We start from the raw sequence: 14010 nt of genomic DNA, 5'->3' as shown, positions 1-14010 counted from the left end.
CCCTGGCAACACTCGAACGGATCATTTTTGCGATGCAAAGTCAAACCTCTTGTATACAAAAAGATTGAATTTGCATTTCGGTGTGGATTGGCGATGATGGGCTCATGAGCACACGCATTGCAGATTCCGTTCGCGAACGCATCGAGCAGATGATTGTCACCGGCGATTTCGCCGATGGCGAGCGTCTCGACGAAGTCAAGCTGGCCGAGCAGTTTGGCGTCTCGCGGACACCGTTGCGCGAAGCGTTTCAGTCCCTGGCGGCCTCGGGGCTGCTCACGCTCAAGGCCCACCGTGGCGCCTTCATCCGGCATCCGGATTTTGTCGAGCTGGTCGAGATGTTCGAAGTGATGGCCGAAATCGAGGCGATGTGCGGGTTTCGGGCTGCGCGGCACGTGACCGAAAGCCAGATGACCGCCATCGGCGTGACCATCGAGGCCTGTGAAGCGGCCATTGCGGAAGGCGATTTCGACGAATATTACCGCGAGAACGAAACCTTCCATCACTTGCTCTACGAGGCCAGCGGCAACCGTTTTCTGGCTCGCGAGGCAGCAAGGCTGCACAAGCGCCTCAAACCTTACCGGCGGCTGCAATTGCGCGCCAACGGCCGCATGCTGCAGTCGATGCGCGAGCACCGGGCGGTCTTCGCGGCGCTCAAGCGCTCCGATTCAAAGGCCGCCGCAGCGACGCTGCGCCTGCATGTCGCCATTCAGGGAGAGCGCTTCAACGACCTCATGGCCAGCTACCGTCAACTGGCCGCACTCAAGACCGGCTGAGCAGACCCAGGCGCGCAGACCCCTGGCCTGAAAGCCACGGGGCCGTGCGCCGGACTCATTTGATCCGCTGACGGCTGGTGCTCAATCGCTGTCATGACAATGGCCAAGCCGCGCAGTGTCAGCTCTCGATAGGGCTACGAACAGCCATGCTTTACGGCTGTCATATCGACAGTGCTTAATCCGGCAGGTCATCCACTCAAACGCGACATGGAAACGATCGGTTCTTTCGGTTACGGTATGCGAAAATACGGGAGGAGTTACATTGAGCGGTGCACCACCACTCAATGCTGTCGATAGGACCTGGTCCCGCCGCTCGGCAATGCGGTTGGCGGGCATTGCTGCGTTCTGTGCTTTTTCTGCCGATCATGCACAAGCGCAGGCCCAAGGCACAATCCGGTTCGGACTGACGCCGGTCTTTCTGACCAACGATCTCGAACTGCTCAATTCGCTGCAGGCCTACCTTGCGCACGCGACCGGTTATGAGATCGAGCTGATCACGCGGCGCACCTACCAGGAAGTCACCGCGCTACTGGTTTCCGGCCAGCTCGATGCTGCCTGGATCTGCGGCTATCCCTTTGTGCACTATCGCGACAACCTCGAACTTGTCGCGGTTCCGAATTGGAACGGAAAGCCGCTCTATCAATCCTATCTCATTGTCGGCGCAGACCGCGAAGCGACGTCGCTGGCGTATCTCGAGGGAGACATCCATGCATTCTCCGACCCCGATTCCAATTCGGGCTACCTCGTCACGCGCACGCTGCTTTACCAACAGGAGCGCCAACCGGAGATTTTCTTCAGAAAAACCATGTTCACCTATGGCCACCGCAATGTCATTCGCGCGGTCGCTTCGGGGTTAGCGCAATCGGGCAGTGTCGACGGCTATGTCTGGGAAGTCATGCGTGAAATCGAGCCGGACCTGGTCAACCGGACACGGCCGCTGCGAAAATCGGAATGGCTTGGCTTTCCTCCGATCGCAACCAGCAGGGTTCTCTCGCATTCACCGCGGATTGAGGCACTGACGAAAGCATTGCTTTCGATGGCGGAGAAGCCGGAAGGGGAACGGGTTCTGCGCATGCTTCGGCTGACGGGGTTCGAAGCCGCTGATCCGAGCATATTTGATGGCATCGCGGCCAAGGTCGCCCTGTTGCGAGGCGTCCTGTGAACATGCTGTCCCGCCTTCGCCGTCTGCCGCTGACCGTCCGTGTTCCAATGATGGTCGCGATTCTGATGGTGACGGTTTCAGGTCTCATCTCCGAGAGGGTTCTGGACCGGCTGTCAAAGACCCAGGAAACATATCTTCAGCGGCTGGCATCGGCCTATCTCGACGGGGTTGTCGCTTCGATCACACCATCGGTGTTGCGCGAAGATAGCTGGGAGGTCTTCGACGGCATTGAACGCATGAAGCCGAGCGCGGATGACATTCTTCCGCTGGAGACCGTGGTGACAGGAAAGAAGCAGATCGTACTCGCATCGAGCGACCCGATGGCCCGTGAAACATTGAGGCCGCTTGATCCAGACTTTATCGGTGCATTCAACGGAGCCGGCGTGCGCATCGATGCAAACACAAGAAGCGGTTATGTTCGGCGCGACATCATCTACCAGAACCAGTTGATCGGCGCCGTCTATGCCGTGTTCGATGTTTCCTCGCTGCTCCGCGAGCGGCGGCAGATCCTCGCCACGCTTTTCACCACCAACACTTTGCTCACGGCGTTTCTGGGTCTCATCGGTTTCGTCACTGTGCGCAGAATGGTCCGGCCGATGCATGTGCTCGAAACGCATATGATTGATGCGGCTGCCGGGTCTTCGACGCTGATCGCCGACAGCGAGTTTCCTGCGGCAAACACAGAGGCGGCGAGCGTCTACCGCGCCTACAATGCGCTCGTGCAATCCGAGATGGAAAGGCAGGTGCTTGCCAGGCAACTGGCAGAAGAAGAGAAACTTTCCAGTCTGGGGCGTCTGGCCTCGGGCATGGCGCACGAGATCAACAATCCGCTGGGCGGACTGATGAATGCGGTCGATACGCTGCGGCTGCACGGGGAACGCCGCACGGTGCGTGACTCGTCAATCGAGCTCATCCAACGGGGCCTGCACGGAATTCGCGAGGTCGTAGAGGCGGCGCTCGCCACTTATCGCCCCGAACGGCTGGCCCGGCCTCTGGCGGATCAGGATTTTGCCGATTTGAGGCTGCTGGTTCGGCCGGAACTGCGGCGCAAACAACAGCGGCTGGATTATCACATTGATAGGACGATCGATCCTGAACCAGGGTGGCCGGCCGGCCCCATTCGACAGGCAACACTCAATCTTCTGCTCAACGCGGCAGCAGCAACGCCCGAGGGCGGTCGCGTTGGGTTGCAGGTCATGGTAACGCCCGGGGAGCTCGAGATCGCAGTTTCGGATCAAGGCAGCGGCATGCCGGATTCTGCAAGATCAATCCTGAGCGACCGGACGAACAAGCAGATCCCCCGTGATGGCAGCGGGCTCGGCCTTTGGATCGTGCGTGAGATTGCCGGCGATCTCGGTGCGGCGATCACTGTTTCCCGGGAACCCGGATCGGATACGGTTGTTCGCCTGTCGGTTCCCCGGACCATTTCGGAGGTAAGCAAGGTTGCTTGAAGCGCTCAACATCGGATTGATCGAGGACGATCCCATCATGGGCGGCTCCATCGTGCAGCGGCTCGAACTGGAAGGCTGTGCCGTGCACTGGTGGAAAACCGGCAACGAAATGTTGGAAGCACCCGACAGGACGGTCGCCGAGCTGGACCTGATCCTGTGCGACATAAGGCTTCCGGACATGAATGGCGAAGAGGTGTATCGTCATCTGACCGGCAAGATGTCTGTGCCGCCGGTTATTTTCATAACCGGGTATGGCGAGATAGACCAAGCGGTCCGGCTGATGCGGCTCGGCGCTGCCGACTACGTCACCAAGCCGTTTCAGTTCGAGGATTTCCTGTCACGCATCCGCGACAACGCCCGAAGCCGTGCGCCGACGAGCCGTGGCGGCACCACCCTCGGCGTATCGCCCGAAATGCAGGACCTTGAGGCTGTGTTGCATCGCTATGCCGAGACCGATCTGCCTGTCCTGATCACCGGCGAGACCGGCACCGGCAAAGAGGTTGCGGCGCGGCATCTGCACGAGCTGTCGAAGCAATCGGGCGCGCCGTTCATGGCTGTCAACTGTGCGGCGATTCCGGCCGATCTGCTCGAAAGCGAGATATTCGGACACGAGAAAGGCGCCTTTACCGGCGCCGCAAAGCGCCATCTCGGTTATGCCGAGCGCGCGGATACGGGGACGCTTTTTCTGGATGAGATCGGCGACATGCCGGCGGAACTGCAAGCCAAGATCCTGCGTTTGGTGGAGGAGCGGAGCTTTCATCGTCTCGGCGGCGAGGAGCCGATCCCGTTCCTCGGCCGGATTCTGACCGCGACCCACAAGGATCTTGCCGGCAGTTCGAATGGCGGAAGTTTCCGCGAGGATCTCTATTTTCGCATCGCCGTACTGCCGGTGCACATTCCGCCGTTGCGCAGCAGACCAGACGACATTCCCTGGCTGATGTGTCTGTTTCTGGCCGAAGCCTGCAATCGCCAGGAGAAGAATATTCGCGGTTTCTCGACACTTGCCGAAGAGGCTGCCCTGTCTCATCCCTGGCGGGGAAATGCCCGTGAGCTTCGCAACCGCATCGAACGGGCCGTTGCCCTTGCCGGCGGCGAGTGGCTGATGCCCCGAGATCTCTTTCCTGACATGCCGAACACCGTATCCACCACTGCAAGCTTTCAGCCATTGTCGGAAATCCGTGATGCGGCGGAACGGCGTCAAATCGACCGCGCGCTGTCACGAACTTCCGGTCACATCCAGGATGCAGCCCGCTTGCTCGGCGTCTCACGCACAACGCTTTGGGAGAAAATGACCCGGCTGGATGTCAGGATCGAGCGTCCGGAATCCTGAACGTTCGGCGCTGCATCATGTCCGGAATCCCGAACAAGGTGAAACACGTCATCCTGTCTGTATTGATGCGGATGATTGAATTCATTGCATAAAATGAACTGGCATAGAGCTTGCTGATTTCGGGATGACGTAAACATACCCGGGAGGAAAGCATGTCACGCTGCACAAGGATGGTCGATGTCGGCCGTCGTCAGTTTTTAAGGGGTGGCGCAATCGCCGCCGCTGGAGCCGCCACGGCAACCATGGTGCCGGCCGAACAGGCCAGGGCGGCCGGCATGGCGCTGGTGGAGTATCCAGCCAACCGGATCGCCAACATCGCTGATCTGGCACCGAACGAGCCATTTGATGTGACCTATCCCGACGCGGACGCGCCGGGGGTTCTGCTCAAGCTCGGCAAGCCTGTGGAAGGCGGTGCCGGACCTGACGGCGACATTGTCGGCTTCTCGACCATCTGCCCGCACAAGGGCTTCCCGCTAAGCTACCACGCCGAAGGACGGACAATGAACTGTCCGGGCCATTATTCGGTTTTCGATTGCGAGGCCGGCGGCCAGCAGACGTGGGGTCATGCGACCCAGAACCTGCCGCAATACATGCTGCGCGTCGACGACAAGGGCGACATCTATGCCGAAGGCGTCGATGAGCTGCTCTACGGGCGCCATTCAAACGTACTCTGAGGGAGGATCACATGGCTTACAAGAGACATATCGATCGCTTGCCGATCATCCCGGCAGACGCCAGGAAGCACAATGTCACCTGCCACTACTGCATCGTCGGTTGCGGCTATAATGCCTACACATGGCCGGTCAACAAGCAGGGCGGGACCGAGGCAAGTCAGAACATATTCGGCGTTGACCTGTCGGAGCAGCAGTTCGCCGATACCGAAGCGTGGTATGCGCCGTCGATGTACAATGTCGTCAAACAGGACGGCAAGGACGTGCATCTGGTCATCATGCCTGACCAGGAATGTTCCGTGAACTCCGGTCTCGGCTCGGTGCGCGGCGCACGCATGGGCGAAAACCGCCGCTCAGACAAGACCGGCACGCAGCAGCAGCGGCTGAGCGATCCAATGGTCTGGCGCTATGGTACGTGGCAGCCGACCAGCTGGGATGACGCGCTCGATCTTGTCGCCAGGGTGACCGCGCGCGTTATCGACAAGGACAACGAGGACGACCTGTTTGTCTCCATGTTCGACCACGGCGGCTCCGCCGGCGGCTATGAGAACACCTGGGGCACCGGCAAGCTCTACTTCCAGTCGATGAAGGTGAAGAACTGCCGTATTCACAACCGCCCCGCCTACAATTCCGAAGTTCATTCGACCCGCGACATGGGTGTAGGCGAATTGAATTACGCCTATGAAGACTATGGGCTGACCGATGCGATTTTCCTGATCGGCGCCAACCCGCTCGAAACCCAGTCCAACCTGTTCCTCAATCACATGGTTCCGGGCATACGCAATGGCGCCAAGGTGGTGATCGTCGACCCCCGCCGCACCGTCACGGTCAATGCGTGCGAAATAGAAGCCGGCAAGGAAAATGTCCTGCAGTTGGCCATCGAGTCGGGAACCGATCTGGCACTTTTCAACACGCTGTTCACCTACATCGCCGATCAGGGGTGGGTCGACAGCGACTTTATCGCCAAATCGACCTTCCAGGGCCAAGTTGCCCAGGGACAAGACGAAGCCCATCCGGCAGCGCTTGGCAGCTTCGAGATGGCGCGGCAGGAGTGCCGGATGTCGCTGGCTGAAGGCGCGGAGATCTGCGGTGTGGCGGAAGCCGATATCATCAAGGCGGCGGAATGGATCGCCAAGCCGAAGGATGATGGCTCGCGGCGCAAATGCGTCAGCGCCTATGAGAAGGGCATCATCTGGGGCAATGACAACTACCGCACCGTTGGCGCGCTGGTGAACATTGCTCTGGCAACCGGCAACATCGGACGCGAGGGCGGAGGCGTCTGCCGTCTGGGCGGTCATCAGGAAGGCTATATGCGTCCTTCCGATGCTCATGTCGGGCGCCCCGCCCCCTACATCGACCAGTTGCTTATTGCCGGACAGGGCAAGGTTCACCACATCTGGGCCAACGACCATTACAAGACGACGCTGAACGCCTCGGAGTTCAAGCGGGTCTACAACAAGCGCACCAACATGGTGAAGGAAGCCATGGACGCCCGCGCAGGCGCAACCCGCGGGGAACTGGTCGACGCCATTGTTGGTGCCATCGAGGCGGGTGGCATCTTCTCGGTCAATGTCGACATCATTCATAGCCAGATCGGCCAGTCCGCGCACGTCATCCTGCCTGCGGTGGAATCGGGAGAGATGAACCTCACATCGATGAACGGTGAACGCCGCATGCGGCTGGTCGAGAAATACATGGACGGTCCCGGTTCGGCCAAACCCGACTGTCTGATTGCTGCAGGACTGGCACAGAGCCTCGAGCGGGTTCTGCGCGAGGAAGGGCGCAGCGACTACGCTGACCAGTTCAAGGGGTATGACTGGGAGACCGAGGAAGACGCCTTCATGGACGGCTATCACGCCAACACCGGCGAGATTGTCACCTATGACCGGCTGCGCGCCATGGGCAACAACGGCGTCCAGGAACCGGTCGTTGGCTTCGAGGACGGAAAGCTGGTTGGCACCAAACGGCTCTATGCCGATGGCCAGTTTGACCGGCATGGCCGCGAAGACAAGAAGGCGCTATTCTGTGCCGGTGCATGGCGCGGATTGCAGGCGCCCGGCAAGTCGGCCCAGAGGGACAGTTACGCGTTCCTGATCAACAATGGCCGGTCGAACCTGAACTGGCAGAACTGGTTCCTCGACAAGGACAATGATTTTGTCTCGGACCGTTATCCGTTCCCGTTCATCGAGATCAACCCTGAAGACATGGCGGAACTGGATCTCGAGCAAGGCGACCTCGTCGAAGTCTACAACGATGTCGGCGCGACACAGGCCATGGTCTATCCGACGTCCACGGCTCGCCGGAAAGAGGCCTTCATGCTGTTCGGTGCACCGAGCGGGACGCAGGGCAATGTCATCAATGCCGGGGTCAACGAACTGATCCTGCCCAACTACAAGCAGACCTGGGCCAACATCCGGAAGATCTCCGATGCCCCCGCCTCGGTCCGGCACCTGTCGTTCAAGTCGAAGGAATACACCTCGGCCTGACACGCCTGAATCAATCCGCCGCGGCCGTCGCGGCGGATTGATTCCATGCCAGATACAGCGCCCTGCAACCCAAACCCCTACCGGCCGGCTTCCGGTTCCCTGCCAGGTCAAGTGAAGGTCTGCCTGCCGATATCGCCGGTGCGAAGGCGATCGCCGCCGTTCGCGTTGGGTCGCGAACAGCTCCAAGGCCGCAAGGCAAGATGGCGAAGGAAATTTCGTCAGTGACGACGCGGCAGCGAGCTGCGGCGCCTTCTTCAGGTGGCTGCAGCGCCGACCGAGCATTGAAATGGATCCGGGTCTTCCCGGCTATTTCAAACTCTCCCGCAAGGAAAGGGCAGCCGAGTCAAAGAAGCAGACGTTCAACTTGATCAGGCGCAATGCAGGTGCCAACAGATGGCGTAGAGCCTGCTGGACTTGCCTGGCAAAGGGAACGGTGGTGTCCGCAGTTCATCTGTGATGGGTGCTTTGACAAGAACGGCATAACAGATGTGCGTGGCAGCTTTGGCGTCAACGACCGGTGCGCTTGCGCCATGCCTCATATTTCTTCTGGTTCTCTTCCAGCGTGCACGGATAAAGCCCGATGATCGGGGTGCCGTTGTTTACTTGTTCCAGAACGAAATCCTCGAAGCTCTCCATCCCGGCGCATTCCTCGGCGATCTCGTCGGCGAGATGCGCCGGGAGAACCATGACGCCGTCAGCATCGCCCACCATCACGTCTCCAGGGAAGACGGCGACATCGCCGCATGAAATCGGCACGTTGATGTCGATGGCTTCGTGCAGGGTCAGGTTTGTCGGTGCCGACGGCCTGGCGCAAAAGGACGGCATGTCGAGTGCGCCGATGCCTGCCGCATCCCGGAAGCCGCCGTCGGAAACGACGCCGGCCGCCCCGCGGATGGCAAGCCGGGTGACCAGGATCGAGCCCGCGGTCGCCGCGCGGGCATCCTTGCGGCCGTCCATGACGAGCACGAAGCCAGGCGGGCAGGTCTCGATAGCGACCCTTTGCGGGTGTTCCGGATTGCGAAAGACCGTGATCGGATTGCGGTCCTCGCGCGCAGGAATATAGCGCAGCGTAAACGCCGGGCCGACCATGGTTTCGGGTTTGGGCGACACTGGCGAGACGCCCTGGATGAACTGGTTGCGCAGGCCGCGCTTGTACAGCGCCGTGGCGATGGACGCCGTCGAGGCTTTTTTCAATTTGGCGCGGGTCTCGTCGGAAAGAATGTAAGTGGTCATGGGGGGGCCTCAGAAAATGTCCGGCTCGCCGGCGGTGCGGCCGAAATCGGATTGCAGAAAATCGAAATCACAGCCCTGGTCGGCCTGGGTGACGTGGCGCGAGAACATCCAGCCCCAGCCGCGCTCGAAGCGCTTTTCGGGCGGTTTCCATGCGACGCGGCGGCGGGCAAGTTCCGCCTCGTCGACCAGCATGTCGAGTCTGCGGTTGGGCAGGTCGAGGCGCACGGTGTCGCCGGTTCTCAGAAGTGCCAGCGGTCCGCCGACATAGCTTTCCGGCGCCACGTGCAGCACGCAGGCGCCGTAAGATGTGCCTGACATGCGCGCGTCCGAGATTCTGAGCATATCGCGGTGGCCCTGCTTGATCAGCGCCTTGGGGATCGGCAGCATGCCCCATTCGGGAAAGCCAGGCCCGCCCTGCGGGCCGGCATTGCGCAGAACCATCACATGATCGGGTGTGACCTCGAGACTCTCGTCGTCGATCGCCTTCTTCATCTCGGGATAGCTGTCAAACACCAGCGCGGGACCCTCATGCAGATGGTACTTCGGATCGCACGCCGCGGGCTTGATCACTGCGCCGTCGGGGCAGAGATTGCCGCGCAGCACCGCAAGCGACCCTTCCGCATGAACCGGATTCGACAGTGGCCGGATGACATCGGCATTGTAGACCTCTGCGCCTTCGAGGTTTTCGCCCATGGTCTTTCCGGTGACGGTTATGGCGGAGCAATCAAGCCGCTCTCGGATCTGCGTCATCAACGCCCGCAGCCCGCCGGCATAGTAGAAATCCTCCATCAGGTAGTCTTTACCCGATGGCCGGACATTGGCAATCAGCGGCGTCACCCGTCCCAGCTCATCGAGGTCGTCGAGGGTGAGGTTGACACCGGCGCGGCGCGCCATGGCAATGAGATGAACGACAGCATTGGTCGAGCAACCGGTGGCCATGGCGACGATTGCCGCATTGCGGCAGGCAGCGGGCGTGATGATCCGGTCAGGGGTGAGGTCTTCCCACACCATCTCGACGATGCGACGGCCGCAAGACGCCCCCATGCGCTGATGGTTGGCGTCCACTGCCGGAATCGAGGACGCGCCGGGCAGCGTCAGTCCCATCGCGTCGGCGATGGCCGTCATCGTCGAGGCGGTTCCCATCGTCATGCAGGTGCCGGCCGAGCGGGCGATGCCGCCCTGAACGCCCAGCCATTCCTCGTCCGTTATGTTGCCGGCGCGGCGCTCGTCCCAGTATTTCCAGGCGTCCGAGCCGGAGCCGAGGACCTTGCCGGCATAATTGCCGCGCAGCATCGGGCCGGCGGGCAGGTAGATCATCGGCACGCCTGCAGAGACGGCACCCATCAGCAGTCCCGGCGTTGTCTTGTCACAGCCGCCCATCAGCACCACGCCATCAAGCGGATGCGAGCGGATCATCTCTTCGGTCTCCATCGCCAGCATGTTGCGGTAGAGCATCGAGGTCGGCTTGGTGAAGCTTTCATCCACTGACAGTGCCGGCATTTCGACGCCGAAGCCGCCGGCCTGCGCGATGCCGCGTTTCACATCCTGCACCCGCTCGGGGAAATGGGAATGGCAGGTGTTGAGTTCGGACCAGGTGCTGAGCACCCCGATCAGCGGCTTGTCGATGAAATCCTCTTCGGCATAGCCGAGCTGCATCATCCGCGACCGGTGGCCAAAGCTGCGCAGATCGTCAGGGGCGAACCAGCGGGCGGACCTCAGTTGCGAAGGCGTTTTTCGAGTCATGGTCTTATCCTGTAAAGGCAAAAATCAGCCAAATGACGATCACCGTCGCAACCAGTCCGACGGCTTCCGGCCAATTGCCAAAGTCGTGGCGATCGCGTTTTTCCTCAGCCTCGAATTCATGTGCCGCAATCTCTTCATCCTGGCGCGTGAGGTCGTTCTTGTCGGTCTCCATGGCAGTCTCCTCACTCCAGCATTGATGGTAGCCAAAGGGCAAGTTCGGGGATGAACAGCACCAGAAACAACCCGATTGCCTGTAACCCGATGAACGGCAAGACAGCCGCGAATATCTCCTGCAGTTCGATATCCTTGGGTGCGACCGACTTCAGAAAAAAACAGGCTGGGCCAAACGGCGGCGACAGGTAGTACATCTGGATATTCATGGCAAAGAGCACGCCGAACCAGACTGGATCGAAGCCGAGGTCGATCACCACGGGTGCGAAGATCGGGACCGTGATGAAGATGATCGCAATCCATTCCAGGAAGGTCCCCAGCACCATGACAATCAGCATCATCACGACAATCACCCAGATCGGCGAGACGTCGAGCGCGGTCAACAATCCGCGGAGGAATTCTCCGCCACCGATACGGTTGTAGATACCGATCAGCGAGACCGCCCCAAGCACAAGCCAGATGATGGAGCCCACGGTGAGCACGGTCTGCCGCATCGCATCACGTGCCATCACCCAGTTCAACTCCCGCCGCACTCCGGCGACCACCAGCGCACCCACCGCACCAATGGCTGCGGCTTCGGTAACGGTGGCTATCCCCGAATAGATGACCCCGAGGACGGCAGCGATCAGCAGTCCGGGAAGGATGACTCCCTTCAGGTACCGAAGCCGCCGGAAGAACGGAAGCCCTGTCTCCGGAATGTCGTAGATCGGTGCGAGAGACGGGTTCAGGCGCACGCGGAACATGATGTAGGTGATATACAGCGACGCGAGGATCAGGCCGGGAATGGCCGAGGCGGCAAACAGCTTTGTGATCGAGACCTGCGCGGCAAGTCCGTAGATGATCAGCACGACCGATGGCGGGATCAGCGTGGCTAGTGCACCGGCCGCGCAGATGATACCGATCGACAGCTTGCGGTCATAGCCAAGGCGCAGCATCTGCGGCAGAGCGATCAGGCCGAGCATCACGATTTCGCCGCCCATGATGCCCGACATGGCGGCAAGGACCACTGCGACGATGCAGGTCTGCACAGCCACCGAGCCACGAAAGCGGCCCCCCATGATGGCCATGGAATCAAACAGGGATCTGGCGATGCCGGATCGCTCGAGCACATTTGCCATGAAGACGAAGAAGGGAACGGCAATCAGCTCATATTTGTGCAGCACTTCGCTGACATTCGCCGCAACGACGAAGTAGCCGGCCCGCTCACCGAAATAGAGGATGGCCGTTGCAAGTGAGACCGTCAGTGTGGTGATGCCCAGCGGCACCCCGATCGCCATCAGGGCCAGAAGCGCGAGGACGATAAGAAGCGTGATGTATTCAATGCCCACCGATGACATCCTCTTCGGAATGGAGTGCCCATCGAATGATGTTGGCGGCGAGTTGCAAGAGATAGAGAAGGCAGCCGACCACCAGCAGGATCTTGAGATAGGTGGGCTGGATCGAGTTCATGGCGGTGCCGGAATGTTCCATCCGCTGCAGCGCCTTGACCGCGGGTCCCCACAGGGCGAGTGTGAGAACGAAAATCGCACCGACTGATATCAGCATCTGGACGAGCCGCATCAGCCGCCACGTTTTCGCACTGACCAGCATTTCCACCATTGTGATCGAAATATGCCGGTGGCGTTCGACCACATAGCCCACTGACAGCACCCAGGCGCTCGCGCACAAGGTCATCGCCAGCTCGGTCGACCACACGGTGGGTTTGTCGAAGCCGTAGCGCATGACGACTTCCAAGGCTGAAACCGCTACGCAGGCAAAGAGTAACATCGAACAGGCCTGGCCTATGAACACACTGATGCGGTCCATCACCTGGGCGTATCGGGCAAGCAACCGACCCATCGCCTCGTCTCCACAAAGAGGGTTTGCGCGTCACCCGGGACCGGGTGACGCGTCCAAGAATACGGTTCTTCTTACTTGAAGAGGCCGATCTCGGTCATGTACTTGACATTGGCGTCGAGCGCTTCCTTGGCGAGATCGGACTTTTCCGCATAGGCTTCCCACTGCTTGCGGGCGACCTCGCGCAACTGGTCACGGTCTTCCTGAGCCCAGTCGATGACCTCGATCTTGTCACCGGCATGGTCGCGGGCAGCCAGTTCCATGTCTTTCTTGGCGACTTCCACAGTCATCGCCGACATCGCGTCGTACCACCATGTTTGCAGAGCCTGCTGGTCTTCACCCGAGAAAGACTGCCATTTCTCGGTGTTGATCGTGAATTGCATCGACGGCATCGAATGGATGCCGGGATAGAGCGGGAAGGGCGCCACATCGTGAAGGCCGGTGGCGTCATTGTTCACATAGGCAGAGGCGTCAGCGGCATCGACGATGCCTTTTTCCAGGGCACCGAAAACTTCCGAGAACGGAATTGAAACCGGTGAAGCCCCTGCTGCCTGAAACACCGCTGCGGCGAGCCCTTCAGGCGAACGGATCTTTTTGCCGGCGAGGTCGGCGAAAGTCCGGATCGGTGTTCGGGCCGGCAGCGCTTCCCGTGAATAGGGACCACAAGCCACGACATGGACTTCGCCACCGGTTACCGAGTCCGCTGCCTTCTGCATCATCGCTTCGCCGCCGCCGTCCTTGCAGAAGCCGAGCATTTGTTCAGGCGTGTCGTAGCCGGAGATAAGATCGCCCATGATCGCATAGGCGGGCTCCAGACCGGCAAAATAGTTCACCGAGGTGAAGTCGCCGTCAAGTACCCCGGCCGCCACGGCCTCGGGGGTCTCTCTGGCAGGTACGACAGAACCGTTCGGTGTCAGGATGATCTCGATACGGCCATCGGTCATTTCCTTGATTTTCGGCAGCCAGGTATCGGTCAGGTACTGGGTCGAGAAATCACCTGCGTTGAATGACGTCTGAATATTCAGTGTTTCCGCTTGCGCAAGGCTCGCGATGACCGACACAGAGGCGGTCAGCAGGGCGATCTTGGTGAATTTCATGGTGTCCTCCTGTTGAAATCCGGCGGGGTCCTCCCCCTTCTGATGTACTAATATATT

Annotated in this window: 12 protein-coding genes; 6 read left to right on the top strand and 6 right to left on the bottom strand. The window is 60.2% G+C overall.

What is annotated here, in order from left to right:
* Positions 1-104: 104 nt before the first annotated feature.
* From PZ897_RS00725 to PZ897_RS00700, 6 genes are all read left to right on the top strand, one after another.
* Complete coding sequence (locus tag PZ897_RS00725; RefSeq protein WP_275748973.1) at positions 105-773, top strand: GntR family transcriptional regulator; 669 nt, start codon at positions 105-107, stop codon at positions 771-773.
* 262 nt (positions 774-1035) lie between these two features.
* Entirely contained in the window at positions 1036-1935 is a 900-nt protein-coding gene (locus tag PZ897_RS00720) for a PhnD/SsuA/transferrin family substrate-binding protein (protein ID WP_275748972.1), read from the top strand.
* A 2-nt stretch (positions 1936-1937) separates the two neighbouring features.
* The gene (locus PZ897_RS00715; RefSeq protein WP_275748970.1) at positions 1938-3386 is read left to right on the top strand and encodes a HAMP domain-containing sensor histidine kinase; all 1449 of its coding nucleotides are present in this window, start codon (positions 1938-1940) and stop codon (positions 3384-3386) included.
* The gene (locus tag PZ897_RS00710; RefSeq protein ID WP_275748968.1) at positions 3379-4716 is read left to right on the top strand and encodes a sigma-54 dependent transcriptional regulator; all 1338 of its coding nucleotides are present in this window, start codon (positions 3379-3381) and stop codon (positions 4714-4716) included. The genes PZ897_RS00715 and PZ897_RS00710 overlap by 8 nt, the downstream gene beginning before the upstream one ends.
* A gap of 152 nt (positions 4717-4868) precedes the next feature.
* Entirely contained in the window at positions 4869-5390 is a 522-nt protein-coding gene (locus PZ897_RS00705) for an arsenate reductase (azurin) small subunit (protein WP_275748966.1), read from the top strand.
* A gap of 11 nt (positions 5391-5401) precedes the next feature.
* The gene (locus PZ897_RS00700) at positions 5402-7873 is read left to right on the top strand and encodes an arsenate reductase (azurin) large subunit (protein WP_275748964.1); all 2472 of its coding nucleotides are present in this window, start codon (positions 5402-5404) and stop codon (positions 7871-7873) included.
* 507 nt (positions 7874-8380) lie between these two features.
* On the opposite strand, the gene PZ897_RS00695 is transcribed toward PZ897_RS00700, so the two are convergent.
* From PZ897_RS00695 to dctP, 6 genes are all read right to left on the bottom strand, one after another.
* Positions 8381-9106 carry a ribonuclease activity regulator RraA gene (locus tag PZ897_RS00695; protein WP_275748963.1) on the bottom strand — a complete coding sequence of 242 codons (726 nt, stop codon included), beginning with the start codon at positions 9104-9106 and terminating at the stop codon, positions 8381-8383.
* Positions 9107-9115: 9 nt separating this feature from the next.
* Complete coding sequence (araD, locus tag PZ897_RS00690) at positions 9116-10849, bottom strand: L-arabinonate dehydratase (RefSeq protein ID WP_275748961.1); 1734 nt, start codon at positions 10847-10849, stop codon at positions 9116-9118.
* Between the two features lie 4 nt (positions 10850-10853).
* Complete coding sequence (locus PZ897_RS00685; RefSeq protein ID WP_275748959.1) at positions 10854-11021, bottom strand: hypothetical protein; 168 nt, start codon at positions 11019-11021, stop codon at positions 10854-10856.
* 10 nt (positions 11022-11031) lie between these two features.
* Positions 11032-12357: a TRAP transporter large permease subunit gene (locus PZ897_RS00680; protein ID WP_275748958.1), complete on the bottom strand. Its 1326-nt coding sequence runs from the start codon at positions 12355-12357 to the stop codon at positions 11032-11034.
* Positions 12338-12859 carry a TRAP transporter small permease gene (locus PZ897_RS00675; protein WP_275748956.1) on the bottom strand — a complete coding sequence of 174 codons (522 nt, stop codon included), beginning with the start codon at positions 12857-12859 and terminating at the stop codon, positions 12338-12340. The genes PZ897_RS00680 and PZ897_RS00675 overlap by 20 nt, the downstream gene beginning before the upstream one ends.
* A 71-nt stretch (positions 12860-12930) precedes the next feature.
* Complete coding sequence (dctP, locus tag PZ897_RS00670; protein WP_275748955.1) at positions 12931-13953, bottom strand: TRAP transporter substrate-binding protein DctP; 1023 nt, start codon at positions 13951-13953, stop codon at positions 12931-12933.
* Between the last annotated feature and the right edge of the window lie 57 nt (positions 13954-14010).

The organism is Hoeflea sp. YIM 152468, from assembly GCF_029210485.1.
Lineage (GTDB): Bacteria > Pseudomonadota > Alphaproteobacteria > Rhizobiales > Rhizobiaceae > Hoeflea.
Note: the sequence above shows the minus strand (reverse complement) of the source record. Positions and strands in the feature narration are given on the sequence as shown.